General features: G+C 77.1%; 28 protein-coding genes and 1 pseudogene. 15 read left to right on the plus strand and 14 right to left on the minus strand.

Features of this window, described 5'->3' with window-relative positions:
* Window positions 1-3: 3 nt before the first annotated feature.
* Together ACRYM2_RS09210 and ACRYM2_RS09215 are read right to left on the minus strand one after the other, a co-directional pair.
* Window positions 4-432 (minus strand): DoxX family protein, encoded by a 429-nt coding sequence (locus ACRYM2_RS09210; protein ID WP_432521646.1) that lies wholly within the window; start codon window positions 430-432, stop codon window positions 4-6.
* 68 nt (window positions 433-500) lie between these two features.
* Complete coding sequence (locus ACRYM2_RS09215; protein ID WP_432521648.1) at window positions 501-1,508, minus strand: helix-turn-helix transcriptional regulator; 1,008 nt, start codon at window positions 1,506-1,508, stop codon at window positions 501-503.
* A 107-nt stretch (window positions 1,509-1,615) separates the two neighbouring features.
* Here ACRYM2_RS09215 and ACRYM2_RS09220 point away from each other — a divergent pair, with 107 nt between their 5' ends.
* Both ACRYM2_RS09220 and ACRYM2_RS09225 read left to right on the plus strand, forming a co-directional pair.
* A complete protein-coding gene (locus tag ACRYM2_RS09220) occupies window positions 1,616-2,041 on the plus strand; it encodes a VOC family protein (protein WP_432521650.1) in 426 nt (141 codons plus the stop codon).
* Window positions 2,042-2,130: 89 nt separating this feature from the next.
* A complete protein-coding gene (locus tag ACRYM2_RS09225) occupies window positions 2,131-3,000 on the plus strand; it encodes an HAD family hydrolase (protein WP_432521652.1) in 870 nt (289 codons plus the stop codon).
* Here the strand turns inward: ACRYM2_RS09225 and ACRYM2_RS09230 are convergent.
* The 6 genes from ACRYM2_RS09230 to ACRYM2_RS09255 form a co-directional block, all read right to left on the minus strand.
* Window positions 2,981-3,274: a hypothetical protein gene (locus ACRYM2_RS09230; RefSeq protein WP_432521654.1), complete on the minus strand. Its 294-nt coding sequence runs from the start codon at window positions 3,272-3,274 to the stop codon at window positions 2,981-2,983. The genes ACRYM2_RS09225 and ACRYM2_RS09230 overlap by 20 nt on opposite strands.
* Window positions 3,271-4,254 (minus strand): chymotrypsin family serine protease, encoded by a 984-nt coding sequence (locus tag ACRYM2_RS09235; protein WP_432521656.1) that lies wholly within the window; start codon window positions 4,252-4,254, stop codon window positions 3,271-3,273. The genes ACRYM2_RS09230 and ACRYM2_RS09235 overlap by 4 nt, the downstream gene beginning before the upstream one ends.
* A 107-nt stretch (window positions 4,255-4,361) precedes the next feature.
* Complete coding sequence (locus ACRYM2_RS09240) at window positions 4,362-4,700, minus strand: hypothetical protein (RefSeq protein WP_432521658.1); 339 nt, start codon at window positions 4,698-4,700, stop codon at window positions 4,362-4,364.
* 80 nt (window positions 4,701-4,780) lie between these two features.
* Window positions 4,781-5,371: a bacterial proteasome activator family protein gene (locus ACRYM2_RS09245; protein ID WP_432521660.1), complete on the minus strand. Its 591-nt coding sequence runs from the start codon at window positions 5,369-5,371 to the stop codon at window positions 4,781-4,783.
* 15 nt (window positions 5,372-5,386) lie between these two features.
* The gene (locus ACRYM2_RS09250; protein WP_432521662.1) at window positions 5,387-6,241 is read right to left on the minus strand and encodes a phosphatase PAP2 family protein; all 855 of its coding nucleotides are present in this window, start codon (window positions 6,239-6,241) and stop codon (window positions 5,387-5,389) included.
* A 123-nt stretch (window positions 6,242-6,364) separates the two neighbouring features.
* Window positions 6,365-7,297: an aldo/keto reductase gene (locus ACRYM2_RS09255; RefSeq protein ID WP_432521664.1), complete on the minus strand. Its 933-nt coding sequence runs from the start codon at window positions 7,295-7,297 to the stop codon at window positions 6,365-6,367.
* A gap of 134 nt (window positions 7,298-7,431) precedes the next feature.
* On the opposite strand from ACRYM2_RS09255, the pseudogene ACRYM2_RS09260 reads away from it, so the two are divergent.
* Together ACRYM2_RS09260 and ACRYM2_RS09265 are read left to right on the plus strand one after the other, a co-directional pair.
* Window positions 7,432-7,588: pseudogene (locus ACRYM2_RS09260) on the plus strand (VWA domain-containing protein); the annotation flags it as partial.
* A 24-nt stretch (window positions 7,589-7,612) separates the two neighbouring features.
* Complete coding sequence (locus ACRYM2_RS09265; protein ID WP_432521666.1) at window positions 7,613-7,834, plus strand: VWA domain-containing protein; 222 nt, start codon at window positions 7,613-7,615, stop codon at window positions 7,832-7,834.
* A 7-nt stretch (window positions 7,835-7,841) separates the two neighbouring features.
* Here the strand turns inward: ACRYM2_RS09265 and ACRYM2_RS09270 are convergent, their stop codons facing one another.
* Complete coding sequence (locus ACRYM2_RS09270) at window positions 7,842-8,465, minus strand: TetR family transcriptional regulator (RefSeq protein ID WP_432521668.1); 624 nt, start codon at window positions 8,463-8,465, stop codon at window positions 7,842-7,844.
* 78 nt (window positions 8,466-8,543) lie between these two features.
* Here ACRYM2_RS09270 and ACRYM2_RS09275 point away from each other — a divergent pair, with 78 nt between their 5' ends.
* The 3 genes from ACRYM2_RS09275 to ACRYM2_RS09285 all read left to right on the plus strand — a co-directional run bounded on the left by ACRYM2_RS09275 (window position 8,544) and on the right by ACRYM2_RS09285 (window position 12,648).
* Window positions 8,544-10,232 (plus strand): MDR family MFS transporter, encoded by a 1,689-nt coding sequence (locus tag ACRYM2_RS09275; protein ID WP_432521669.1) that lies wholly within the window; start codon window positions 8,544-8,546, stop codon window positions 10,230-10,232.
* 98 nt (window positions 10,233-10,330) lie between these two features.
* On the plus strand, window positions 10,331-10,903 hold the full coding sequence (locus ACRYM2_RS09280) for a TetR/AcrR family transcriptional regulator (protein ID WP_432521671.1): 573 nt from the start codon (window positions 10,331-10,333) through the stop codon (window positions 10,901-10,903).
* A gap of 80 nt (window positions 10,904-10,983) precedes the next feature.
* Window positions 10,984-12,648: an MDR family MFS transporter gene (locus tag ACRYM2_RS09285; RefSeq protein ID WP_432521673.1), complete on the plus strand. Its 1,665-nt coding sequence runs from the start codon at window positions 10,984-10,986 to the stop codon at window positions 12,646-12,648.
* 31 nt (window positions 12,649-12,679) lie between these two features.
* Here the strand turns inward: ACRYM2_RS09285 and ACRYM2_RS09290 are convergent, their stop codons facing one another.
* Both ACRYM2_RS09290 and ACRYM2_RS09295 read right to left on the minus strand, forming a co-directional pair.
* The gene (locus ACRYM2_RS09290; protein WP_432521676.1) at window positions 12,680-13,366 is read right to left on the minus strand and encodes a LuxR C-terminal-related transcriptional regulator; all 687 of its coding nucleotides are present in this window, start codon (window positions 13,364-13,366) and stop codon (window positions 12,680-12,682) included.
* Window positions 13,363-14,589, minus strand: a complete 1,227-nt coding sequence (locus tag ACRYM2_RS09295) for a PspC domain-containing protein (RefSeq protein ID WP_432521677.1) — start codon at window positions 14,587-14,589, stop codon at window positions 13,363-13,365. The genes ACRYM2_RS09290 and ACRYM2_RS09295 overlap by 4 nt, the downstream gene beginning before the upstream one ends.
* Before the next feature lie 136 nt (window positions 14,590-14,725).
* Here ACRYM2_RS09295 and ACRYM2_RS09300 point away from each other — a divergent pair, with 136 nt between their 5' ends.
* Genes ACRYM2_RS09300 through ACRYM2_RS09315 form a run of 4 tightly spaced genes read left to right on the plus strand, consistent with a single transcriptional unit; the run spans window position 14,726 to window position 18,236 of the window.
* Window positions 14,726-15,160, plus strand: a complete 435-nt coding sequence (locus ACRYM2_RS09300) for a PspC domain-containing protein (RefSeq protein WP_432521679.1) — start codon at window positions 14,726-14,728, stop codon at window positions 15,158-15,160.
* A gap of 40 nt (window positions 15,161-15,200) precedes the next feature.
* A complete protein-coding gene (locus ACRYM2_RS09305; protein ID WP_432521681.1) occupies window positions 15,201-16,745 on the plus strand; it encodes a PspC domain-containing protein in 1,545 nt (514 codons plus the stop codon).
* The gene (locus ACRYM2_RS09310; RefSeq protein WP_432521683.1) at window positions 16,742-17,152 is read left to right on the plus strand and encodes a hypothetical protein; all 411 of its coding nucleotides are present in this window, start codon (window positions 16,742-16,744) and stop codon (window positions 17,150-17,152) included. The genes ACRYM2_RS09305 and ACRYM2_RS09310 overlap by 4 nt, the downstream gene beginning before the upstream one ends.
* A 10-nt stretch (window positions 17,153-17,162) precedes the next feature.
* The gene (locus ACRYM2_RS09315; RefSeq protein ID WP_432521685.1) at window positions 17,163-18,236 is read left to right on the plus strand and encodes an aldose epimerase family protein; all 1,074 of its coding nucleotides are present in this window, start codon (window positions 17,163-17,165) and stop codon (window positions 18,234-18,236) included.
* Here the strand turns inward: ACRYM2_RS09315 and ACRYM2_RS09320 are convergent.
* On the minus strand, window positions 18,205-19,416 hold the full coding sequence (locus tag ACRYM2_RS09320; RefSeq protein WP_432521686.1) for a YibE/F family protein: 1,212 nt from the start codon (window positions 19,414-19,416) through the stop codon (window positions 18,205-18,207). The two genes, ACRYM2_RS09315 and ACRYM2_RS09320, sit on opposite strands and share 32 nt — an antisense overlap.
* A gap of 86 nt (window positions 19,417-19,502) precedes the next feature.
* On the opposite strand from ACRYM2_RS09320, the gene ACRYM2_RS09325 reads away from it, so the two are divergent.
* Together ACRYM2_RS09325 and ACRYM2_RS09330 are read left to right on the plus strand one after the other, a co-directional pair.
* Window positions 19,503-20,027 carry a DUF1360 domain-containing protein gene (locus ACRYM2_RS09325; RefSeq protein ID WP_432521698.1) on the plus strand — a complete coding sequence of 175 codons (525 nt, stop codon included), beginning with the start codon at window positions 19,503-19,505 and terminating at the stop codon, window positions 20,025-20,027.
* A 43-nt stretch (window positions 20,028-20,070) separates the two neighbouring features.
* Complete coding sequence (locus tag ACRYM2_RS09330) at window positions 20,071-21,072, plus strand: SDR family oxidoreductase (RefSeq protein WP_432521688.1); 1,002 nt, start codon at window positions 20,071-20,073, stop codon at window positions 21,070-21,072.
* Between the two features lie 16 nt (window positions 21,073-21,088).
* Here the strand turns inward: ACRYM2_RS09330 and ACRYM2_RS09335 are convergent, their stop codons facing one another.
* Both ACRYM2_RS09335 and ACRYM2_RS09340 read right to left on the minus strand, forming a co-directional pair.
* Window positions 21,089-21,289 carry a hypothetical protein gene (locus ACRYM2_RS09335; protein WP_432521689.1) on the minus strand — a complete coding sequence of 67 codons (201 nt, stop codon included), beginning with the start codon at window positions 21,287-21,289 and terminating at the stop codon, window positions 21,089-21,091.
* Window positions 21,290-21,445: 156 nt separating this feature from the next.
* Entirely contained in the window at window positions 21,446-22,510 is a 1,065-nt protein-coding gene (locus ACRYM2_RS09340) for an esterase-like activity of phytase family protein (RefSeq protein ID WP_432521690.1), read from the minus strand.
* A 105-nt stretch (window positions 22,511-22,615) separates the two neighbouring features.
* Between ACRYM2_RS09340 and ACRYM2_RS09345 the strand changes: the two genes are divergently transcribed.
* Both ACRYM2_RS09345 and ACRYM2_RS09350 read left to right on the plus strand, forming a co-directional pair.
* Entirely contained in the window at window positions 22,616-23,461 is an 846-nt protein-coding gene (locus ACRYM2_RS09345; protein ID WP_432521691.1) for a DNA-formamidopyrimidine glycosylase family protein, read from the plus strand.
* A 254-nt stretch (window positions 23,462-23,715) separates the two neighbouring features.
* Entirely contained in the window at window positions 23,716-24,651 is a 936-nt protein-coding gene (locus ACRYM2_RS09350; RefSeq protein ID WP_432521692.1) for a glycerophosphodiester phosphodiesterase, read from the plus strand.
* The last annotated feature ends 16 nt before the right edge of the window (window positions 24,652-24,667 follow it).

The raw sequence follows: 24,667 nt of genomic DNA on the forward strand, positions 1-24,667 counted from the left end.
GGGTCACCGGCCTAGGACGACGCGCCGCAGGGCCGGGTCGCGCAGCAGCAGCCCCGCCCACAGCGCCACGCACACGTAGACGCTGAACAGCAGCGAGGAGAACAGCGGCGCGTCCACCCGCAGCTGGCTCGCGAAGACCCCGCCCAGGTAGGCGGTCAGCAGCAGCGCGCCGACGACCCGGGTGGGCCGGGCCACCAGCAGCACGAGGAAGGCGAGCACCACGACCCCGCTGGCCCGGCTCGCCGCCGCGGGGAACCCGGCGTCGGTGAACGTCGCGACCACCTGCGGCGGGGACCACACGTGGATGACGGCGTCCTGGGCGAAGAACAGCACCACCAGGGCGAGCAGGACCGTCCCCGCGCGCCGGGAGGAGCGGTGCGGGGTCGTGGCGGTGCGGCCGGTGACGGCGGTGCGGTCGGTGACGGCGGTCATGGTGGGCTCCCCGGGGTGGGCCGCCCCTGCGGCGGCGCTGACGGGTGGACCGTCGGCGCCGCACGGACTCATCGGTGCCCGCGCCGCAGGCCGCGGCCGGGCCCCGCGGCGCCCGCGAAGCGGCGGGACAGCGCCGCGCACGCGGCCACCAGCTCGGCGGGGCCGACGACCTCGAAGTCCGCGTCGAACGCGCCGACCGCCGCGGCCAGCGCCGGCCACGACCACGAGCCCAGCACGAGCCGGCAGCGCTCCGGCCCGAGGTCCTCGACGACCCCGTCCCCGGCGTGCGGGGCCACGGCGGCGGCGGGCAGGGCCAGCAGCACCTCACCGCGGCACGGCCAGTCGCCGGGACCACCGGCACCCCTGAACAGGCCGGCGACGAAGGCGCCCGCGTCGCCGCCGGGGACCTCGCGCGGGACGAACCGCGGGCCGGTGGGGGAGCGCGGGGTGATCCGGTCGGCGCGGAAGGTGCGCCAGTCCCCGCGGTCGAGGTCCCAGCCGAGCAGGTACCAGCGCCCGTCCCGGAAGAGCACGTGGTGCGGTTGCACCCGGCGCGGTGCGGCGTCCCCGGGAGAGGGTCCGCTCCCCGGCCCGGGGGCGTGGTCGAAGCGCAGCACCTCGCGGGCGCGGACGGCGGCGCCGAGCGCCAGGAGCACCTGCGGGTCGACCGCCGCCGCGGGCCCGGAGCCGGGCGGCAGGGCGGTGACTTCCAGGCCGTCGACGCGGTGGCGCAGGCGGGCGGGCAGCACCTGGCGCACGCCCGCCAGCGCGCGCGCCGCGGCCTCCGCGGTGCCGGTCCCGGTGGCCGCGGCCGTGCGCAGCGCCAGGACGAGCGCCACGGCCTGCTCGTCGTCGAACAGCAGCGGCGGCAGCTGCGCACCGGGGCCGAGCCGGTAGCCGCCCTCCGGCCCCCTGGTGGCGGCGACCGGGTAGCCCAGCTCGCGCAGGCGCTCCACGTCGCGGCGCACGGTCCGCGGGCTGACCCGCAGCCGCTCGGCCAGCAGCGCCCCCGGCCAGTCGCGGCGCGCCTGCAGCAGCGAGAGCAGCGCCAGCAGCCGCGCGGAGGTCGCGTTCACGGGACCGATGCTGCCGCAGGATGCGGACAGTACCTGACCGCATCCTGCGCGAGCGTCGTCCTCGGCCGGACAGCAGCCGGACGACCCCAGCAGGCGAGGAGCCCGTCGTGATCACCACCACCACCCACCTGAACTTCCGCGGTGACGCCCGCGCGGCGCTGGAGCTCTACGGCTCCGTCGTCGGCGGCCGGGTCAGCGTCGTCACCTACGACGACGCGCACGCCGTGCAGGACCCCGCCGACGCGGGCCGCGTCCTGTGGGGCGAGGTCGTGGGCGCGAACGGCTTCCACGTCATGGCCTACGACGTCCCCGTCCGCACGCCCTTCGAGCGGGGCGTGAACTCCACGTTCGTCTCCGTGCGCAGCACCTCCGCCGAGGAGGTCACCGCCTGCTGGGCGGGGCTGGCCGAGGGCGGCCGGGTCGTGCAGGACCTCGCCCCCTCCGGCTGGTCCCCGCTCTACGGGATGCTCGAGGACCGGTTCGGGATCGTCTGGGTCCTCGACGTCGTCCCCGGCGAGCCGCCGGCCCGCTGATCCGCCCGCCGGCGCGCCCGCCGATCCCGCCCCGCCGCGGGGCGGGATCGACGGACGGAGCCCCACCGCGGGTGGGGCAGGATGGCCCCGTGAGCCCGGACCTCCCTGCCACCCTCGACGACGCGGAGCAGGCGGAAGCGCAGTTCGCCCGCGGCTGGCGCCTGGTCGCCACCGACCTCGACGGGACGGTGATCCCGCGCGAGCGCCCGATGAGCCGCCGCACCCTGGACGCGTTCGCGGCCTGCCAGCGCGAGGGCATCCCCGTGGTGCCCGTCACCGGCCGCCCGCCGCGGTGGGTGACGCCGCTGGCCGGCGAGGCGGGGCTGCGCGGGCAGGTGGTCTGCGCGAACGGCGCCGTCGTCTTCGACCTCGACAGCGGGCAGGTCGTGCGCCAGCACAGCATGCCGGTGGAGGTGCTGCGGGAGGTCTCGCAGCGGCTGCGGGCCGCGCTGCCGGGCATCGGGTTCGCGCTGGAGTCGATCGTCGGCTTCCGCCGCGAGGAGGCCTACGCCACCCGCTTCGACGGCGGGCTGGAGCAGCGGGTGGGGGACTTCGAGGACCTGCTCGTGGACGTCCCGCCGGTGGTCAAGATCCTCGCCAAGCGCCCGGGGACGCCCAGCGACGAGATGCTCGCCACGGCCCTGGAGACCGTCGGGGACCTGGTCAACGCCACGCACTCCAACGCCGCGGACTCGCTCATCGAGATCATGCGGCTCGGGGTGAGCAAGGCCTCGACGCTCGCGGAGGTCGCCGCCGAGCGCGGTGCGCCGCAGGAGGCGGTCGTCGCCTTCGGGGACATGCCCAACGACCTGGAGATGCTGCGCTGGGCCGGGCGCTCCTACGCGATGGCCGACGGGCACCCGGACGCGGTCGCGGCCGCGGACGCCACGGCCCCGGCGTGCGACGACGACGGCGTGGCGCAGGTGCTGGAGCGGCTGCTCAGCCACCGTCCGGGCTGACGCCCGGACCGGCGCCGCTCGGGGTGGCGCCGCTCGGGGTGATGCGCCCGACGACGGCCACCCGGACGCCGACGCCGTCCACGGCGTCGGGCAGGTCCGGGTAGTCGTCGCCGTCGACCACGTTGACCTTCACGGCCCAGTCACCGCTGCTGCGGGTCAGGCCGATCCCGTTGACGCGGGGGTCGCCCGCGACGAGCTGGCTGATCTGCGTCTTCGCCGCGCGAGCGGCGGAGGCGTCGGGCCGTGCGCCCGAACCGGGGAAGGGCTCGCTCACACCACCAGTGTCGCACCGAGGCGTTCGAGCACAAGGCCGATCGGGTTGCAGAACGTCAGCCCGCTGCCGTCCGCCCCGCCGCGCTCGCTGCCGGCGAACAGCAGCCCGACGGCCTCGCGGGTGTCCGGGCGGTAGACCAGCGAGCCGGAGTCGCCGCCCGCGGAGAACGCCCCCCGCGCACCGGTGACCTCGACCTGCCCGTCGAAGCTGACGACGCCGACGGGGTACTCCACGGCCACGTCGTCCAGCTCGATGGCGCTGATGCGGCCCTTCGTCCAGCCCGTCGTGCGGCCGACCTTCTCCACGGCGACCTCGTCGTCGGGTTCGGCCCAGCCGGTCAGCCGCCCCACCGGGTAGGTGGGGTCCACGTCCGCCACGTCCGCGACGTCCTCCAGCAGCGCGAGCGCGGCGTCCACGCCGTTGCCGCCGCCGGCCTCCAGGGGGACCGCGCGCGCCAGCCGGCCCACCCGGTCACCGGGGGTGCCGCCGTCGTGGGGGCCGGGCTGGAGCACCGGGTCGTCGAGGGCGGCCTGGTCGGAGGCGGCCAGGACGTGGTTGTTGGACAGCGCGAAGACGCCGTCGGAGCCGGCGACGGTGACGAAGCCGCCCAGGGTGCCGGCCGTGACGTCCCGGTGGGCGATCGAGAGCCCGGGGTGCAGCGGCCGGACCCGCTGCTGCAGCGCCTGCGGCGTCCAGGTCAGCCCCTCGGCGGGCGCGGTGAGCGCCTGGACCCGCCCGACGTCGCGGATGTCGACCTCCGTGCCGGCGCTGGTGCCGGCGAGCTCGCGGGCGCTGGCCAGCAGCGCCTCGCCGCGGCCGCCGGAGTAGCGGACCGCCAGGCCGTAGCGGGGGCCCTGCGGACCCCGCCCGAGCACGCTGATGCCGACGCTGGCCACCCCCGCGGGGGCGGCGACGGCCGCCGCCCGGACCGATCCGGCCAGCAGCCGCGCCTTCAGCTCGCGAGCGTTGTCGATGTGCACGAGAGGTCCCCCTGTCGATCGCCGATCACGGTGCGCTCACTGTGGCACCACGCTCCGACACCCACCCGCTCACCGCGCGCCCCTGCGCGGGGCGGGGGCGCAGGGGGTCAGCGCAGGCCGGCGAGCTGCTCGGCCTTGACGAGGGCCCGCTCCACGGCGGCCAGCTGCTCGGGGTCGGCGGCACCAGCGACGCGCACCATCGCGGCCGCCTCGGCGACCTGCGCGCAGGCCGTCGCGGTGCGGGTGATGCGCCGGTGCACCTCGGGGTGCAGGCCCTCGGGCCCGCGGGGGACGCTCATCGACTCCGAGGGCGCCTCCTGCTGGGCCTGCAGGCAGCGGGCGCGCACGGCGCGGGCGACGAGGTCGACGCGGGGCAGGACCTGTTCGAGGGCCTCGCGCGCCGGGCCGGGCGGGGTGCCGTCGACGACCTGCTCGACGCGGCGCACCGCCCGGTCCACCGAGTGCTCGGCGCGCTGCCAGACGCCCGTCCCCAGCGGGTCGGGCGCCCGGCGCCAGAACGCGAGCCTCAGAGGTACTGCCCCGTGCCGCCGGGCTGCACGCGCGGCATCCCACCCCCGCCGCCGCCGGGGCGGCCGGGCTGCGGGACGCCGCCGGGCAGCGCGCGGCGCATCTCCTGCAGCTGGGCCTGCGCGGCCATCTGCTGGGCGACGAGCGCGGTCTGGATGCCGTGGAAGAGGCCTTCGAGCCAGCCGACGAGCTGGGCCTGCGCGATGCGCAGCTCGCTCTCGGAGGGCGCCGAGCCCTCGGCGAAGGGCAGCGCGATGCGGCGCAGCTCCTCGACGAGCTCGGGGGCCAGGCCGTCCTCCAGCTCCGACAGCGAGCGCTCGTGGATCTCCGCGAGGCGGGTGCGGCCCGCCTCGTCCAGCGGCGAGGAGCGGACCTCCTCCAGCAGCTGCTTGACCATGCTGCCGATCCGCATGACCTTCGCGGGCTGGGAGACCATGTCGGCGGGGCCGGGTTCGCCCTCCTCGGGCGGCTCGGCGATGGCCATGCCCTGCGGGGTCACGACGACGACCCGGGGGTCGGGACCGTCCGCGCTCTCGCGCGGTGCGTCGGGCGGGGTCGGGTCTTCGGGGCCGGAGGCGAAGTCGGGCATGCCCCCATCCTGCCCTCAGCGCCCCGGCCGCACCTCCCGCGGGACGGCGCGGGTGCCGAGCAGCACGGTCAGGCCCGCCACGGCGCCCGCCGCCAGGGCCGCAGCCGGGGTGGAGGCGCCCAGCAGGTAGACCGCGGCCAGCACCGCGGCGCAGGCCGCCGGCACCAGCACGGCCAGCGCCGCGACGGCGCCGCGGCGGCGCGCGCCGCGGGTGGGCAGCCCGAGGACGCAGCACAGGACGATCGAGCAGACGAGCGCGGAGGCCAGCACGTCGCTGACGCGGTGCCAGCCCTCGAGGACGACGAAGGCGCCCATGGCGGTGGCGGCCGCGGCGCCCACGAGGGCCAGCGGGGCGCGCAGCAGGCGCGGGGCGGCCACGCAGGCGCCCAGCGCCAGGCCCAGCACCGCGGAGGTGTGCCCGCTGGGCAGGCTGTTGGCCATCTCGCCGTAGCGCTCGCTGAGGTCGGGGCGCTCCAGCAGCCGCAGCTTGAGCACCTCGGTCATCCCCAGGGAGACGGCGGCGACGGCGGTGCCCGCCAGCGCGCGGCCGGGCCGGCCGCGCAGCAGCCCGAGGGTGCCCACGGCGACGACCCCGAGGACCAGGTGCGGCGGTTCGAGGCGGTCGACCAGGGCCAGGACGCGCCCCAGCAGGCCGCCGACGCCGCCGCGCTCGGCGAGCGCCTGCTCGTGCAGGGCGTTCTCGGCGTCCTGGCCGGCGACCGTGCGCACGCACGCGACGTACAGGACGCCGAGCACCACGAGCTGCCACCAGGCGGCGGCGAACGCCGCGACGGACCAGGTCCGGCGCGAGGCCCGGCCGGCGCGGGCGCCGGACGGGTGCGTCGTTCCGGCGGGTGCGGAGGTAGCCACCCCTCCACTGTGCGGCACGTCCGCGCAGGACGCGTCCGCGCGGGGTGCAGAGGCGGTGAGCTTCTCGTGCGGAGGTCCTGCGGGAGGTCCTGCGGAGGTCCCGCGGGAGGGGCGGCGGGCGGCTCAGCGGGAGGCGCGCTCCAGGGCCGCCTGCTCCTCGTCGGTGAGCTCCAGCTCGAGCGCGGTCAGCAGCGGCGGCAGCTGCCCGGTGGTGCGGGCGCTGGCGATGGGGGCCAGGACGGTCGGCTGGTGGCGCAGCCAGGCCAGCGCCACCGCCGCGACGTCGACGCCGCGGGCGGCGGCGACCTCGTCGAGCGCGGCCAGCACCCGCGGGCCGCGCTCGTCCTCCAGGTACTTGGCCGCGCCCGCCTGCCGCTGGGACTCGGCCAGCTGCCCGGGGCGGTACTTGCCGGTGAGGAAGCCGGAGGCCAGCGCGGAGTAGGGGACCATCGCCAGCCCGTCGGCGGCGACGACGTCGGCGGCGTCGGACTCGTACTCGGAGCGCTCGACGAGGTTGTAGTGGTTCTGCAGCGCCGCGTAGGAGGCCAGCCCCTCGCGCCGGGAGGTCTCCAGCGCCTCCTGCAGGCGGCGGCCGGTGAAGTTGGAGGCCCCGAGGGCGCGCACCTTGCCGGCGGTGACGAGCTCGTCGAAGGCGCCGAGGACCTCGGCCTGCGGGACGGCCTCGTCGTCGGCGTGCGCCCAGTACAGGTCGACGCGGTCGGTCTGCAGCCGCTGCAGGGAGGCGTCGACGGCCGTGCGGATGGTCTGCGGGGCCAGCCCCTCCAGCCCGGGCGCCTTGCCGACCTTGGTGGCGAGCACGACCCGGTCGCGCTTGCCGCTCCTGGCGAACCAGTTGCCGATGATCGTCTCGGAGATGCCGGCGCCGCCCTGCGACCAGGCCGAGTACACGTCGGCGGTGTCGAGGAAGTCGCCGCCGGCGTCGACGAAGGCGTCGAGGACCCGGTGGCTCTCCGCCTCGTCGGAGGTCCAGCCGAAGGTGTTGGTGCCGAGGCAGAGGGGGCGGACGTCGAGCTCCGAGGTGCCGATGCGCGTCATGCGCCCAGGCAAGCACCGGTGGCCGCCGCGCGCACGGCGGCCGCGGGGAAGCGCCGGTGCGGGCGCCGGTGCGGTGGGAACGGGGGGTGCCCACGCTCCCCGAAGGCGCCAACGCCCCCCTCGACGGCGAGGCGGTGCGCGCGCTCGTCAGCGGGCCGGTCGACCTCACCGCGCTCGTCCTCGGCGTCTCCGGCAGCACGATCGGCCTGTACCGGCGCGGGGTGTTCACCCGCGCCGTGGAGCGGGTGGCGACGGTCGCCGCGCAGGTCGACGACGGCGCGGGGATGCAGGCGTGGGCGGTGGGCTCGCACGCCGGTGTTCTGGCGGTCCATCGACCTGGGCCGGGCGGACTACGGGGTCCTGGAGCGGCTGGACACCCTGCCCGGGCGCCCGCACGACGACACCGGCTCCTTCGCCCTCGACGACCTCGACGCGGTCGGCGACGAGGAGCTGTACGAGCGGATCCCCGCGGAGTTCCCCTCGTGGGTGCGCGGCTACCACCCGCCGGGCAGCCCAGCGCTGCAGGGCCTGCGCTGAGGCCCGCTCAGCCGCGGGCGACCTCGCGCAGGCACGCGCACGTGGCGCGGTAGACGTCGACGAGGGCCGCGTCCTCACCGGCCTCGCGGCGCGAGGCCCACTCGTCGAGGGCCGCGCGCAACCCGGCGCTGACGGTCTCGGCCACGACGCGGGTGCGCAGGTCGACCCCGGGGCTGCCGGTGGCGGCGGCGACGCGCTCGAGGAAGCGCCGGGCGTGCTCGGCGTCCATCCGCACGAGCGCACCGCGCAGCGCGGCGTCGGCCATGACCAGGCAGCGCACGCGCAGCATCCGCTCGGCGCAGCCGGGTTCCTCGACGGCGAGCTCGGCGAGGACGTCGGCGACGGCGGCCTCGACGTCGGCGAGCCCGGCCGCCGCGGCGGAGGACTCGACGCGCTGCTCCAGGCGCGCGGCCAGGGCGAGGTCGAAGGCGCGGTTGCCGCCGAGGGCTGCCGCCTCCTTGGTGGGGAAGTAGCGGAAGAAGGTGCGCGGCGAGACGCCGGCGGCCGCGGCGATGTCGTCGACCGTGGTGCCCTCGCAGCCGCGCTCCTCGAACAGCGCGAGGGCGGCGCTCTCGATCTCGGCCTGCGTGGCGAGCCGGCGGCGCTCGCGCAGGTCGGGGACGGTGGTCACGCCCTCAGGATAATCGCTGTCGAGTTGGCAGTCACTGCCACTAAGGTAGTCGCTGCCACCACGTCGAGGAGCTCCACCATGCCCACCAACGAGGACGCGACCCTGCCCGCACCCTCGCCCGTCCCCGCCCCCGAGACCACCGCGAAGACCCCTGCGAAGACCACCGCGAAGACCCCTGCGAAGACCACCGCGAAGACCCCTGCGAAGACCACCGCGGAGACCCCTGCGAAGACCACCGCGGAGGCCGCTGCCGAGGCCACCGCCGCCGCGAGCACGCCCGAGGCCCCGCTCGCGGCCCCGGCCGGCGTCCCGCCCGCCGCCCCGGCCGCGCACGACCGGCTCGCGCCCGGCGACGCCACCGTCATCGGCCTGCTGCTCGTCTCCGCCTTCGTCGTCATCCTCAACGAGACGATCATGGGCGTGGCGCTGCCGCGCCTCATGGCCGACCTCGGCATCACCGCGGCCACCGGTCAGTGGCTCACGACCGGGTTCATGCTCACCATGGCCGTGGTCATCCCCGCCACCGGTTTCATCATGACCCGCTTCCGGCTGCGGCAGGTCTTCGCCGCGGCGATGGGCCTGTTCAGCCTCGGCACCGCCGTCGCCGCGGCCGCGCCCGGCTTCGAGGTCCTGCTGCTCGGGCGCATCGTCCAGGCCGGCGGCACCGCCGTGATGATGCCGCTGCTCATGACCACCGCCATGACGCTCGTCCCGCCGGCCGCCCGCGGGCGCACGATGGGCACGATCTCGATCGTCATCTCCGTCGCCCCGGCGATCGGCCCGACGCTGTCGGGGCTCATCCTGTCCGCGCTCAGCTGGCGGTGGATGTTCATCCTCGTCCTGCCGATCGCCCTGCTGGCCCTGGGCCTGGGGCTGTGGAAGGTGCGCGACGTCACCACCCCGCGCGAGGCGCGCCTGGACGTGCCCTCGCTGGCGCTGTCGGCGGTCGGCTTCGGCGGCCTCATCTACGGCCTCGCCAGCACCGGCGAGGCCGCGGGCGGGCACGCGCCGGTGGCGCCGTGGATCCCCGTGGCCGTCGGCGTCCTGGCCCTCGCGGCCTTCGTGGCGCGCCAGTCGCGGCTGCAGCGCGGTTCCACCCACGGCCCGCTGATGGACCTGCGGGTGTTCGCCGACCGCTCGTTCACGATCTCCTCGCTGGTGCTCGTCATCAGCTTCATGGGGCTGTTCGGCACCCTCATCGTGCTGCCGATCTTCCTGCAGACCGTCCTGCGGCTGGGCTCCCTGGAGACCGGCCTGCTGCTGCTGCCGGGCGGGGCGCTCATGGGTGTCCTGTCGCCGGTGGTGGGCCGGCTGTTCGACCGCTACGGCCCGCGCCCGCTCGTCGTGCCCGGCGCCGTCGTCGTCAGCGCCGGCCTGTGGCTGCTGGCGACGCTGCACCCGGGCACCCCGGCCGGGATGGTCGTCCTCGCCCACGGCCTGGTCAGCCTGGGGCTGGCGTTCATGTTCACGCCGCTGTTCACCTCGGCGCTGGGCTCGCTGCGCGCGGAGCTGTACGCGCACGGCAGCGCCGTCGTCGGCACCGTGCAGCAGCTCGCCGGGGCGGCCGGCACCGCGCTGTTCGTCACGGTGCTCTCGACGACCTCGGCGGACCGGCTGGCCGAGGGCGCGAGCGCGCTCGACGCGGTCGCCGACGGCGTGCGCAGCGCGTTCGTGTGGGGCGGGGTCATCTCGCTCGTCGCGCTGGCCGCCTCCCTGCTCGTGCGGCGGCCGCCGCTGGTCCTGGGTCCGCGCACCCCCGTGCACTGAACCCCCACCCGCACCGCGGACGGCCGGTCCCCTCGGGGGCCGGCCGTTCGTGTTTCCTGCACTTGACGCAAGAAGTGCACTGAGTGCACGATTGATGGGTGACGACGTCCCCGACCCTGCGCGACCGCCGTCGGCAGGAGACCACCGCCCTCATCACCGCCGCCGCCCTCGACCTCGCGGTCGAGCTCGGCTGGGACGCGGTGACGGCCGACGCGATCGCCGCCCGCGCCGGGGTCTCCCGGCGCACGTTCTTCAACTACTTCGCCACCAAGGACGAGGCCCTCCTGCACGGCGCGATGAGCTGGGACGAGGAGCTGCTGGAGACCTTCCGCACCTCCTCCGGCCCGCTGCTGGCCGCCCTGGAGCAGCTCGTCCTCGCCCAGACCGCCGGGCACGACCACGACCGCGACCGCGCCGTCCAGGTCTTCCGCCTCGTCGAGGCCTCCCCGGAGCTGCTGCCCCGGCTGCTGGCCGAGATCGCCCGGCACGAGGACGTCCTGGCCGCGGCCATCGCCCAGCGCGAGGGCGTGGACCCGCTGACGGCCGCCGTCCACGCCGGTGTCGTCGGCACCGTGCTGCGCATCGGCGGTCAGCGCTGGCTCGCGGGGGACGCCCCGGACCCGGTGACCTCCCTGCGCGCGGCCTGGGCCGCGCTGCGCCACCTCGCCTGAAACCCGCCCGACCCCGCCCGCCCCCGCTCGAACCCCTCCGGAACCCCCGGACCACCCGCCCGCACCGCAGGAGCTCCCGCATGCCCACCCCCGGCGCGCCCACCGCCGCGCTCCAGAAGCCCCGCATCGGCTGGATCTTCACCAGCCTGCTGCTCGTCATGCTGCTGGCCTCGCTGGACCAGACGATCGTGGGCACCGCGCTGCCCACGATCGTCGGCGAGCTCGACGGCCTGGAGCACATGAGCTGGACGATCACCGCCTACACGCTGGCGCTGACGATCGCCATGCCCGTCTACGGCAAGCTCGGCGACCTCGTCGGGCGCAAGCGGCTGTTCCTCGTCGCGATCTCGCTGTTCCTGCTCGGCTCGGCGCTGTGCGGGTTCGCGCAGGGCATGGTCGAGCTCGTCCTCTTCCGCGGGCTGCAGGGCCTCGGCGGCGCAGGTCTGATGATCATGTCCCAGACGATCATCGCCGACGTCGTCCCCGCCAAGGACCGCGCCAGGTTCATGGCCCCCATGGGCGCCGTCTTCGGCGTCTCCGCCGTCGCCGGCCCGCTCATCGGCGGCTGGCTCACCGACTCCGTCGACTGGCGCTGGGTGTTCTGGATCAACCTGCCGCTGGGGGCGGTGGCCCTGGCCGTCGCGGCGCTGACGATCCACCTGCCGCAGCGGCGCAACACCGCGCGCATCGACTACGCCGGCATGGTGACGCTCGCGCTGGCCCTGACCGGCACCGTCCTCGTCGCCAGCTGGGGTGGCACCCGGTACGCCTGGGGTTCGGCCACGATCCTCGCCCTGAGCGCCGCCTCGCTCGTGCTCGCCGTCGTCTTCGTGCTCGTCGAGCGCCGCGCCGCCGAGCCGGTGATCCCGATGCGGCTGTTCCGCAACCGCACGTTCGTCGTCACCACGCTGCTCGGCCTCGTCGTCGGCGCCGGGATGATGGGCGCGCTGGCCTACCTGCCGACGTACCTGCAGATGTCCTACGGCGTCGACGCCACCGAGTCCGGCCTGCTGCTGCTGCCGATGGTCGGCGCGCTGCTCGTCACGAGCATCGGCTCCGGCGCCGTGGTCACCAGGACCGGCCGCTACAAGGCGCTGCCGGTCGTCGGCACCGTCGTCGCCGCCGCCGCCATGCTCGGCATGTCGACGATGGACCCCGGCACCCCGCTGTGGCTGCTGTGCGTCTACGTCGGCGTCCTCGGCGCGGGCCTGGGCCTGTTCATGCAGATCATCGTGCTGGCCGTCCAGAACGCCGTGGACCCCCGCGAGATCGGCACCGCGACCAGTTCCAACAACCTCTTCCGCGAGCTGGGCGTCACCATCGGCGTCGCGGTGCTCGGCACGGTCTTCGCCGGCCGGCTCACCGACCGCCTCGGCGCCGCCCTGCCCGGCGGCGCCGTCGCCGGCGGGCACGGCACGTCCTCGCTGACGCCGGAACTCGTGCGCTCGCTGCCGGCCGACGTCGCCGGCGGCGTCGTCGACGCCTACGCGGACTCGCTGACGCCGATCTTCCTGTGGCTGGTCCCGATGTTCCTCGTCGGCACCGTCATCGCGCTCTTCCTGCCCGAGGTGCCGTTGGCCAGCACCACGCCGATGAGCGAGGCCGAGGCCGACGCCACCCAGCACGAGGCGACCGGGGAGACCGGGGACGCCGGGGGAGCCGCGCAGACCGGTTCCGGCCAGGTCCCCGCCCAGGGGCAGCACCGCACCGCCGGGCCGCTGCCGCCCGCCCCCACCCGCGACTGACCCCGCGGGGACCCCGCCCCGGTTCCCCGGTTCAGAGCAGGCGGCGGGCGGCGGCCCAGCGGGTGAGCTCGCCGCGGTTGGACAGCTGCAGCTTGCGGAGCACCGCGGAGACGTGGGTCTCCACGGTCTTCACCGAGATGAACAGCTCCTTGGCGACCTCCTTGTAGGCGTAGCCGCGGGCGATGAGCCGCATCACCTCCCGCTCGCGCGCCGACAGCCGGTCCAGCTCGTCGTCGGCGGCGGCCACCTCGCCGCCGACCGCCCCGAAGGCGTCGAGGACGAAACCCGCCAGCCGCGGGGAGAACACCGCGTCGCCCTCGGCGACCCGGCGCACCGCGGCGGCCAGCTCCTCGCCGCCGATCGTCTTCGTCACGTACCCGCGCGCACCGCGCCGGATGACGGCGATGACGTCGTCGGCGGCGTCGGAGACCGACAGCGCCAGGAACCGCACCGGCGGGTCCGCGCCCAGCAGCGGGGCGCACTGCGCGAGCACCTGCGCCCCGCCGGAACCGGCGCCCGGCGCGGGGTTCTCGCCCTCGCCGGCCGGCAGGTGCACGTCGAGCAGCACCACGTCGGGGCGCACCCGCTGCACCGCGGCGACCGCGGAGGCCACGTCGGCGGCCTCGCCGACGACCTCGAGGTCGTCGGCCGAGGACAGCTCCGCCTTCACCCCGGAGCGGACCATCCGGTGGTCGTCGACGATGAGGACGCGGATCACGCCGCACCCCCCGGCAGCCGCAGCGCGACCTCGGTGCCGCCGTCGGCGGGCCGGCGCACGGTGGCCGAGCCCCCGGCGCGCTGCATGCGCCCGAGGATCGACTCGCGCACCCCCAGCCGGTCGTGCGGGACGGCGTCCAGGTCGAAACCCGGGCCGCGGTCGCGCACGAACACCTCCAGGTCCCCGCCGACCGCCTCCGCGTACAGCGAGACCGTGCCGCCGGCGTGCCGGCCCGCGTTGAGCAGCGCCTCCCGCGCCGCCTGCGCGAGCGCCGCACCGGGCTTGTCCAGCGGGCGGGAGTCCAGGTCGCCGACGAGGACGACCTCGACGGTGGCGCCGCTGGCGTCCTCCACCTCGGCGGCCGCGGTGCGCAGCGCGGCGCCCAGCGTCCCGGCCGCGGTGCCGTGGTCGCCGTACAGCCAGCGGCGCAGGTCGCGCTCCTGCATGCGGGCCAGCCGGGCCACCTCGCCGGCGTCGGCGGAACGCTTCTGGATGAGCGCCAGCGTCTGCAGCACCGAGTCGTGCACGTGCGCGGCCAGCTCGGCGCGCTCCTGCTCGCGGGCCAGCGCCGCGCGCTCGGCGCCCAGGTCCTGCCACAACCGGATCGCCCACGGCGCCAGCACGATCCCCACGCCGGCCAGCACCGCCAGCCCCGCCAGCGACGACTGCCAGAACCCCGTGACGTCCCCGCCGACGGCCAGGAACAGCACGACGCCGACGACGACGAGGGAGACGCCCGCGCCGACGCGGGCCGCCGCGCCGCGACCGCCGCCGGTCTCCTCCAGCAGCCGCCGCCGGCGGGTGGCGTCCAGCTGGCTCCAGGCCAGCACCAGCCCCGCGCCGACGACGAGCAGCGGCACCGCCAGCCGGGAGGAGCCGTCGAGCCAGTGCGCCGCCGGGACCAGCCCGACCCCGACGACGAGCGCGACCCCCACGAGCGCGTCGCGGTGGGCCAGCACCCACGCCGACGGGTCCGAGCGCACCGTCCCGTCCGCCGGGCGGCCCTCCTCGGGCACGAGGAACCACCACACCACGTACAGGGCCACGCCCAGACCGGCGAGCAGCGCGGCGGCGACGAGCACCGTGCGGACCCGCTGCACCGGGATGCCGGTGTGCGCGGCCAGCCCGGCCGCGACCCCGCCCAGGCGCCGGCCCCGCACGGGCCGCACCAGCGCGGGCCGTGCGGCGGCGGGCGGGGGAAGCGTGGCGGTCGGCGTGCTCACGCCGTCGATCGTGGCACGCGCGGGCCGCGCCCGGGTCCTCCCGAGGGCGGAGCCGGGGTCGTCCGGGCGGGGTTTCAGGGTTCGCTCAGGGGAAGCCCCGATGCCCCGGGGGCGCGCCGGCGAGCAGGCTCGGGGCATGACCTCGAACACCTCCTCCAGCACCTCCGGCACCTCCTCCGACGGCTTCGGCACCTCGACCTCCGACGGTGGCGGCTACGCGGTCCAGCCGCCCACCACCTCCGCCGAGCGCTTCTTCGCCGCGGTGCGCCGCTGGGGCGCCGTGCGCGGCCAGGAACGCTGGGTCGGCGGCGTGGCGGGCGCCATCGCCGCCCGCCACGGCCTCAAGCCGCTGGCCGTGCGCGTCGGCTTCATCGCCCTGGCGCTGTTCGGCGGCGTCGGCATCGCCCTCTACGGCGTGCTGTGGGCGCTGCTGCCCGACGTGACCGGCCGCATCGAGGCGCAGGCCGCGCAGCGCGGCGACGTCTCCGCGGTGCTCGTCGCCAGCGTCTGCCTCGTCGTCATCGACCTGCTGCTGGGCCACGGGCTGCTGGGCCTCAGCTGGGTCTTCTGACCCCTTCCCCCACCGACCACCCCGACGGGAGAGTCGAGCCGTGAGCACGAGCACCCCACCCCCACCCCCACCGGACGCGCCGCCGGCGCCCGCGCCGGACGCCCCGGAGCAGAGCGGGGCGAAGGTGTTCACCGCGATCCGCTCGCTCGGCGTCGTGCGCGGCGAGGACCGCTGGTTCGCCGGCGTCTGCGGCGGCGTCGCCCAGCGCCTGGGCGTCGACCCCCTGCTCGTGCGCGGCGCCCTCATCGCCCTCACCGTCGTCGGCGGGCTCGGCCTGGCGGTCTACGGGACCTGCTGGGCGCTGCTGCCGGACGGGCGCGCCGAGCGCCGCGGGCGCATCGAGGCCGAGGCCGCCGTCCGCGGCGACGTCTCGGGCGCGCTGGGACTGGCGGTCGCGCTCGTCGTCGCCGACCTCGTGCTCTCCCGCGGCGTCGTCGTCGTCGGCCCCTGGGACCCGGGCGGCGGTCCCGGCTGGGGGCTGCTCGTCACCTCCCTGTTCGCCGCCCTCGTGTGGTGGCTGCTGCACGACCACCCCGCGCTCGTGGACCGCTGCGCGCGGCCCGCTGCCGACGCCGCGACCGGGACCGCGCCGCAGACCGCGCCGCAGACCCAGGCCCCCGCCGCGTCCGACGCCGCGACCACCCGCATCTCGCTCGTCAAGGAACCCCCCGCGCCGGTCCCCGCCCCGCAGGCCCCGCAGGTGCCGGTGGCGGCGGCGGTGCCCGCCGCTCCCGCGGCCGGTTTCGGCTCCCCGGCCGAGCGCCGCGCCGCCGCCCGCGAGCGGGCGCGGCTGGCCGCCGAGCGCGCGCGGGCGCGCCGCCGCCCGGGCTCGCCGCTGCTGACGACCGCCGTGCTGGGCCTGGCGCTGCTGGCCGCCGGGGCCGTCGTCGCGGTGGGCCTGCTGACCACCGCCGAGCTGGACGTGCTGCCGCTGGCGCTGGCCGCGGCCGTGGCCGTCATGGGCCTCGGCGCGGTGCTGGCCGGGGTGCGCGGCCGGCGCACCGCCCTCGTCGGGCTGGCCTGGCCGCCGGCGCTGCTCGCCCTGGCCGCCGCGGTCGTGCCGCCGGCGAGCGGGTGGACCTGGCAGGTGGACCGCACCTGGCAGCCCGCCGCGGGCGGCGGCGCCAGTTCCGTCGTCGGCTGGTTGCGCGTCGACCCGGCCGACCTCGGCGCGGGGGAGCCCGCGACCGCCACGATCGCCGCCGGGCGCCTGGACGTCCTCGTCCCCGAGGAGGCGACGGTGCTGCTGGACGTGCAGGTCCTCGCCGGCACGGTGCGCTGGGAGGGTTCCGCGCAGGTCGTCGAGCTGGTCGCCGACGGCGAGGGCGGGGTGCGCGGGCGGGCCGGCGCCGGCGGGACGCGCGACGGCGACGTGCCGGGGTCGCGCATCGACGGCGGCCTCGACCGCACCCGCGTCTTCGCGGTCGGCCCGGACGCCGCCGCGCTGGCCGAGGACGTGGAGGTCCGCGGCGGGGACCTGGAGGACTGGACGGTCCCCGCGGGGACACCGGAACTGCGAGCGGTCGCCTGGACCGGTGAGGTCCGCGTCGGCGCCGCCGGTGGAACGCTCCTGGAGGCGTCGTGAACGAGCAGCGGTGGGACGAGCAGCGGCGGGACGAGCAGCGGCGGGACGAGCAGCGGCGGGACGAGCAGCGGTGGGACGAGCAGCGGTGGGACGAGCAGCGCGTCGAGCGGGAGGTCGCGCGGCGGCTCGAGCAGGAGCTCGGGCAGCGGCTCGGGCAGCGGCCGGGGCAGGGGCCGGAGCGGGCTCCGGAGCCGGTGCGGGTGCACGGCCCCGACCTCGCCGCCGTCGTCGGCGGCCTGGTCCTGCTGGCCCTCGCGGTGGCCGTCGGGGCGCACGAGCTGCTGGGGCGCAGCTGGGACTGGAAGTGGTACGCGGCCGGGGTGCTCGTCGCCGCCGGGCTGGCGGCCGCGGCGGGGGCGGCGCTGGCGGGGCTGCGACAGCGGGCCGCCTCCGCGGGGCGCCGGTAGCGTCGTGCCCGTGGACCTCGATCGCGGCGTGTCGGTGGAGCAGGACTGGGGTCGCCTGGAGGACGGCACCCCCGTCGGGCGCTGGACCCTGGACGACGGGACGGTGCGCGTCGGGCTCGTCGAGCACGGCGCGCGCGTGCAGTCGGCGCTGGTGCCCGGCCGCGACGGCGAGCGCGCCGACGTCGTCCTCGGCTTCGCCGACCTGGCCCCGTACGCGGCCAAGGGGCGCTCCTTCGGCGCCAGCGTCGGGCGGTTCGCCAACCGCATCGGCGGGGGCCGCTTCACCCTCGACGGGCAGGCGTACGCGGTCCCCGTCACCGACCGCGGCAACGCGATGCACGGGGGCCTGCGCCCGTTCTCGGAGCTGCTGTGGAGCGCGCACCCGGTCGAGGGGCGCTGCGGCGTCCGGTTCTCGCTGCTGAGCCCCGACGGGGACAACGGCTTCCCCGGGGCGCTGTCGGTGCACGTCACCTACGTCCTGCACGAGGGCGCGCTGACCGTGGAGTCGCTGGCCACCACGGACGCGCCGACGGTGCTGAACCTCACCAACCACTCCTACTTCAACCTCGCCGGCGACGGCTCCGGCACGATCGACGCGCACCTGGTGCAGGTGCTCGCCGACCGGTTCCTGCCCGTCGACGGCACGGGCCTGCCGACGGGGGAGCTGCGTCCCGTGGAGGGCACCCCCTTCGACCTGCGCGAGCCGGTGGCCGTCGGCCACCGGGTCGAGGCCGACGACGAGCAGCTGGTGCGCGGCAAGGGGTTCGACCACTGCTACGTGCTCTCCGACGCACCCGGCGGCACCCGCGAGCAGAGCCTGGCCGCGCGGGTGGAGGAACCCGTCTCCGGCCGCGTGCTGGAGGTGTGGACCGACCAGCCGGGCCTGCAGCTCTTCACCGGCGGCTCGCTGGCCGGCACGCTCGTCGGCAAGGCCGGCGCCGCCTACGGGCCGCGCGCGGGCCTGGCGCTGGAGGCGCAGGGCCTGCCCGACGCCCCCAACCACCCGGAGTTCCCCAGCACGGTGCTGCGCCCGGGCGAGGAGTTCCGCAGCGTCACGGAGTTCCGGTTCCGGACCGCCGGCTGACCAGGGCCGCCGCCAGCGCGGTCGTCGCCGGGACGGTGAGCGCGAGCGCCGCCCCGCCGACGGCGGTGCGCACGAGCTCGGTGGCGATCGCGGAACCGGTCACCAGCTGCCCCAGCGGCTGGGAGTACAGCCGGACCAGCAGCAGCGTCGGCAGCGCGGCGCCGGCGTAGGCGAAGGCGACGGTGTAGACGGTCGAGGCCAGGTGGTCGCGCCCGACGCGCATGCCGGCCGCGAACAGCGTGCGGAACCCGGCGGACGGGTCCGCGGCGCGCAGCTCCCACACGGCCGCGGCCTGGGTGATCGTCACGTCGTTGAGCAGCCCCAGCGCGGCCACGAGCGTCCCGGCCAGGACGACCCCGCGCAGGTCGATCGCCCCGGTGAGCACGGTGACGGTGTAGGAGCTCTCGTCGTCCAGGCCCTGCAGGTGCGCGGCGTCCACGGCGAGCACGGCGACCGCGGCCGTCAGCAGCAGCCCCGCCACCGTCCCCAGGAACGCGACGGTGGTGCGGGCGGAGATGCCGTGGGTCAGGTAGAGCACGACACCCATGACGGCCGTCGCCGAGCTGAGGCCCACGACGACGGCGTCCTCCTGCGCCAGCAGCGCCGGCAGCACGTGGTACGCGATGGCGGCGCCGCCGAGCCCGAGGCCCACGAGGGCGGCCAGGCCGCGGCGGCGCCCCACCGCGATCGTGAGCAGCACGAAGACGGCCACGGCGACCGCCAGCGGCACCCGCCGGTCGACGTCCTCCCACGCGTACGTGGCCGCGCCGCCGCCCTCGCCCGGGTAGCGGGTGAGGACCACCCGGTCCCCGCGCGCCAGGCCGCCGTGGACGACCGCGGCCGGCACCGGCACGGTCGTGGAGCCGCCGTCGTCGAGGGCGATCGTCGCGTCCGGGCACTCGAGGGTCTGCGGCAGCGTGCCGTCGGGCAGCCGCTCCTCGGCGATCTCGCCGCGGCAGGTGCGCATCGTGGTGGAGCTGACCTCCCCGCGCACCGACTGCGCGCCGACGTAGCCGGTGTCGGCGCTGGGGACCTCGCGGGGCCAGGTCGCGACGATGCCGGCGGCCGCGGTGAGCAGGACCGCGACGACGACGACGAGCAGCGTGCGGCGCACGCGCGCGGGGAGCGGGGCGGGCGGCGGGTCGCCGGGGCCGGGGTGCCCGTGGGAGTGGGGGTGCACCCGCCCAGTCCAGCAGGCCCCCGCTCCGGTGGGCCCGGTGACGTGTGGTGGGCGGGCCGGGCGGGTACGGGGCGGCCATGAGCGACCTGCAGGACCTGCACCGGCGGCTGCACGCCGTCCAGGACGGCTACCAGGGCGACGAGGAGCGCCCCCTCGGCGGCTTCCTCACCCTCATGGGGGTCTACGCCGGCGCCGTCGGCGGGGCGGGGCTGCTGGCCCGCGCGCGCGGGAGGTCGCTGCCGGAGCGCTGGAGCGCCGGGGACGTCGCCCTGCTGGCGGTGGCCACCCACAAGGCCACGCGCATCCTGGCCAAGGACGCCGTCGCCTCCCCCTTCCGCGCGCCTGTCACCCGCTTCGTCGGCAACGCCGGGGAGGGGGAGGTGATGGAGGAGGTGCGCGGCAGCGGGCTGCGCCACTCGGTGGGGGAGCTGGTGACCTGCCCGTTCTGCCTGGCGGTGTGGGTCTCCACCGGCTTCGTCGCCGGCGGCGTGCTCGCGCCGCGGCTGACCCGCAGCGTGGCCGCGATGCTCACCGCGGTCTTCGGCTCCGACGTGCTGCACCTGCTCTACGACAGCGCCAAGCACCTGCCCGAGCGCGCCCAGCAGGGCTGAGCCCCGACTCGCCGCCCGGCGCCGGTGCTGCCAGGGTCGGGGCATGGGTCGGGCAGCGCACCGGGGAGTCGCCGTCGTCACGGGTGGATCGGCGGGGTTGGGGCGCGCGGTCGTGCGCGAGCTCGCCGGCCGCGGCTGGGACGTGGCGGTGCTCGCCCGCGGTGCCGACGGGCTCGCCGGGGCGGTCGCCGACGTGGAGGCCGCGGGCCGGCGCGCGCTCGCGCTGCCGTGCGACGTGGGCGACGCCGAGGCCGTCGACTCCGCCGCCTCCCGCGTGGAGGCGACGCTGGGGCCGATCGAGCTGTGGGTGAACAACGCGATGGCCAGCGTCTTCGCGCCGTTCTGGGAGGTCTCCCCGGCCGACTACGACCGCGCCACCCGCACCACCTACTACGGCTACGTCAACGGCACCCGGGCCGCGCTGGCCCGGATGCGCCCGCGCGACCGCGGCGCGGTGATCCAGGTCGGCTCGGCGCTGGCCTTCCGCGGCATCCCGCTGCAGGCGGCGTACTGCGGGGCCAAGCACGCCATCCAGGGGTTCACCGAGAGCGTGGTCACCGACCTGCTGCACGAGGGCAGCGCGGTGACGGTCTCGCTGGTCCACATGCCCGGCATGAACACCACGCAGTTCGGCTGGGTGCGCTCGAACCTGCCCCGGCACCCGCAGCCGGTGGCGCCGATCTACCAGCCGGAGGCGTGCGCGGCCGTCGTGGCCGACGTCGCCGAGCGCCCGCGCCGGCAGACGTGGGTGGGGGAGTCCACGATCGGCACGATCCTGGGCAACCGGATCGCGGCGCCGCTGCTGGACCGCTACCTGGCCAGGACGGGCGTGTCCGGGCAGCAGTCCGACGCGCCCCGCTCGGAGATGGTGGGCGACTACCTGGACGAGCCCGTGCCCGGCGACCACGGCGCGCACGGCCCCTTCGACGATCAGGCGCACGCGGGCAGCCCGCAGATCTGGGCGCTGCGCCACCGGCGGCAGCTGGGCGCCGGTGCGCTGGGGCTCGGCGCGCTCCTCGCCGCCGGGTTGCTGCGCCGCCGCTGACCCGGCGCCGGCGGCCTCAGCGCCCGCAGCGCGGGGAGCGCCGGCGCCCCCGCACGACACCGGTGGCCACGGCCACGGACGCGGCGACGCAGAGCACCTGCACGAGGACGTGGCCCGCGCCGCCCGCGAGCACGGAGGCCGCGGCGAGCAGGCAGACCACGAGCACCCGGCCGTCCTCGCTGGGGCGGGCGGTGCGGGTGGGGCGCTTCGCGGTCACGGGGGACCTCCCTGCTCGGTGCGGCCGGTCCGTCCGGCCCGCTGCTCCCAGCCTGCGGCCGCCCGCGGCCGGGGACCCGTGCGCGGGCGCACGCGTCCGGCCGTGTCCCGCACGGGCGGGGCATGACGAACCTCACGGCCCGCGGGCGCCGGGGGATCAGCGCTGCAGCACCGGCAGCGTCACGTCCAGGTCGTAGAGGCGGGTGGTCTGCGTCGGGCGCTCGTTGTCGTCGCTGACGAGCAGCAGCCGCAGGTGGCGCTCGCCCTGCGCCGACAGCACCGCCATCCCCTCGACGTTGTCCAGCAGCGGGTTCAGCTGCGGCTGCTCGGCGACCGCGCCCGCCGACGGGCAGGTGACGAGGTCGGCCAGCAGCGTCTTGGGCACCACCAGCTCCTGGGTGCTCTCCTCGTCGACCGTCTCCACGCCGCTGGTGTCGGGCGCGCCCACCGGGTCGACGACGTACAGGCGGACGGTGTTGCCGACCTGGTCGATGAACTCGCGCTCCAGCACGAGCAGGCGCCCGTCGGGGGTCGCGGTGATCTCCGGCACGCCCAGGCCCGGGTCGGTGCGGTGGGCGAACTGCGGGCCGGGTGCGAAGGGTGCGCCCGGGTCCGCGCGGTGCCAGCTCTGCACGCGCACGACGCCGTCCGCGTCGCCGGTCAGCTCCTGCTCGTCGGCGGCGAACAGCGTCAGCCCGTCCGCGGACAGGGTCAGCCCCTCCAGCGAGAGGTTGCCCCGGGCGCGCCCGGCGGGGGCGAGCTGCAGGTCGGCCGGGACCTCCAGCTGCCCCAGCAGCGTGCCGCCGCGGTCGTAGTGCAGGACGGCGGGGCCGACCTCGGAGGAGATCCACAGGGTGCCGTCGCGGTCGACGACCAGGCCCTCGCTGTCCAGCTCGGCGCCGTCGGCGTCGCGCAGCGCGACGACCCCGGTCGGGGTGCGGGTGGCGCCGTCGAGGGTGAACAGCGCCGAGCGGTCCGACAGCGCCAGCAGCTCCCCCTCGGCGGTCGGGGCCAGCGCGGACAGCCCGGCCACCGGCGAGCCGCCGAAGACCGTCTCGTCGAGGTGGTCGGAGGAGCCGCTGAGCGCCACGGCGGCCGAGCAGCGGCCGGGGGTGGAGCCGTGGCCGTCGGCGGCCTGCGCCGGCAGGGCGGTGCCCGCGGTGGCGCTCAGGACGGCGGCCAGGGCGAGGGAGGCGGTGGTGGAACGGCGGGGGGTGATCACGGGCGGTGACGCTAGGGGCGCCCGGGGACCGGGGGGCGAACCGCGGGCGACGGCCCGGCGAAGCTCGGCTCGCGCCGCGGGTCGGCGTGCCCCACGGTGGGGGACGTGCCGGAGGGGGACAGCGTCTACCGCGTGGCGCGCCGGCTCGACGCGCGGTTGCGCGGCGCCCGCGTCGAGCGCAGCGACCTGCGGGTGCCGCGGTACGCCACCGCCGACCTCGCCGGTGCGGTGGTGCTGGGCACCGCCAGCCGCGGCAAGCACCTGCTGACCCGCTTCGCCGTCGGCGACAGCGCGCTGCCCGAGCCCACGACGCTGCACACCCACCTGCGCATGGACGGCGAGTGGACGGTGCTGGCTCCGGGCAGGCAGCTGCCGCGCCGGCTCGAACCCGACGTGCGGGTGCGGCTGGCCACCGACGGGGGCACGGCGCTGGCGCTGCGGATGCCGGTCGTGGAGCTGCTGCCCACCGCGCAGGAGCACACCGTCGTGGGGCACCTGGGCCCGGACCTGCTCTCCGAGGAGCTCCCGGTGGACGCCGTCGTCGCCGAGGCGGTCCGCCGCCTGGGCCGGCAGCCCGAGCGCCCGCTGAAGGCCGCGCTGCTGGACCAGCGCAACCTCGCCGGCATCGGCAACCTGTGGGCCGACGAGCTGTGCTTCCTGCGCGGGTGCTCGCCGTGGACGCCGGTGGGCGAGGTCGACCTGGAGCGCACCGTGCGCCTGGCGGTGAAGGCGCTGCGCTTCTCCGTCAGCCCGCACGGCGCGCCGCAGGTCACCACCGGCGACGTGCGGCCCGGCCGGCAGCACTGGGTGTCCGGGCGGGCCGGGGAACCCTGCCGCCGCTGCGGCACCCGGATCGAGGTGCTGCCGGAGGTGCCGGGGGACCCCGAGCGCAGGCGCACCTGGTGGTGCCCCTCCTGCCAGCCGGGGCTCCAGCCGCCGGCCGCCGCCTGACCCGGGCCCCGCGCCGGCGGGTGAACGGCGGGTTTCCCCGCTGGAGCACCGGCCAGGCGGGGGTGAACACTCGGTGACCGTTGCCCGGGAGGGCGCTCGCGGCCGCGGCACGACCCGGTGGCCGACCTACTGTTCCAGGTGTCCAGTTCGTGCGTGACCTGGCGGTGGGCCGCTGCGACGGTGCGCCCCGGGTCAGCGGTGGCCGCCGGCGGAGCAGTGCCCGGCGGCCGCGACCCCTCCCGGAGGACTGACCGGTGCCGGACCGCCCGCTCGTCATCGCCCACCGCGGCTACTCCGCCGCCGCCCCGGAGAACACCCTCGCCGCCTTCGAGGCCGCGCTGCGCGCCGGCGCGGACCTGCTCGAGCTCGACGTCCGCCTCGACGCGGACGGCGAGGCGGTCGTCCTGCACGACGCCAGCCTGGAGCGCACCACCGACGCCCCCGGCACGGTCGAGGGCCTGGGCGGCGAGCTGCTGCGCACCGTCGACGCGGGGTCGTGGTTCGCGCCCGCCTTCAGCGGGCAGCGGGTGCCGACGCTGGCCGAGGTGGCGCAGACGGCCGGCCGCTTCCCGGGCGCCGGCCTGCTCGTGGAGTTCAAGGGCGTCTGGTCGCCGGCCGCCGCGGCGGACGCGGTGGCCGCGCTGCGCGCGGCGGGCGTCGCCGGGCGCAGCGTCGTGCAGAGCTTCGAGGAGGAGACGGTGGCGGCGCTGCGCGACGTCGCCCCGGACGTGCGCCGCGCGCTGCTCGTGCTGCACCCGGACCCGGCCACCTCGCTGGCCGACGTCCTGCAGGACCCGCTGACGGGCATGTCCTCGGTGCCGGGGGTGGCGGCCGAGCAGGCCCGCCGGGCCGTCGCCGACCTCGGCGTCGTGGCGGTCAACCCCCACGTGGCGTGCCTGGTGGCCAGCCCCCACGTGGTCGCCGAGTACCACGCGGCGGGGGTGCGCACGTGGCCCTACACGGTGGACGAGCCGCACCTGTGGGACGACCTGCTGCGCCACGGGGTCGACGGGCTCATCACCAACGACCCCGGCCGGCTGCGCGGGTTCCTCGACGCCCGGGCGGTCCGGGCGGCGCAGGACGCCCCGCCCGAGGACCGCGCCGAGCTCACCCGCGCGGCCACCCTCCAGGGCCGCGCCACCCCGCGCCTGGTGCCCACCCCGCGCCGGCTCGGCCTGGCCTCGGCCTGAGCGGGCGGCCCGGCGG

This window comes from Kineococcus aridisoli (genome assembly GCF_050871885.1).
Lineage (GTDB): Bacteria > Actinomycetota > Actinomycetes > Actinomycetales > Kineococcaceae > Kineococcus.

What these genes read in the sequence shown, in the direction of transcription:
- ACRYM2_RS09210 (WP_432521646.1), bottom strand. Translation starts at nt 432, where the DNA reads ATGACCGCCGTCACCGACCGCACCGCCGTCACCGGCCGCACCGCCACG.
- ACRYM2_RS09245 (WP_432521660.1), bottom strand. Translation starts at nt 5,371, where the DNA reads ATGCCCGACTTCGCCTCCGGCCCCGAAGACCCGACCCCGCCCGACGCA.
- ACRYM2_RS09255 (WP_432521664.1), bottom strand. Translation starts at nt 7,297, where the DNA reads ATGACGCGCATCGGCACCTCGGAGCTCGACGTCCGCCCCCTCTGCCTC.
- ACRYM2_RS09275 (WP_432521669.1), top strand. Translation starts at nt 8,544, where the DNA reads ATGCCCACCAACGAGGACGCGACCCTGCCCGCACCCTCGCCCGTCCCC.
- ACRYM2_RS09285 (WP_432521673.1), top strand. Translation starts at nt 10,984, where the DNA reads ATGCCCACCCCCGGCGCGCCCACCGCCGCGCTCCAGAAGCCCCGCATC.
- ACRYM2_RS09300 (WP_432521679.1), top strand. Translation starts at nt 14,726, where the DNA reads ATGACCTCGAACACCTCCTCCAGCACCTCCGGCACCTCCTCCGACGGC.
- ACRYM2_RS09330 (WP_432521688.1), top strand. Translation starts at nt 20,071, where the DNA reads ATGGGTCGGGCAGCGCACCGGGGAGTCGCCGTCGTCACGGGTGGATCG.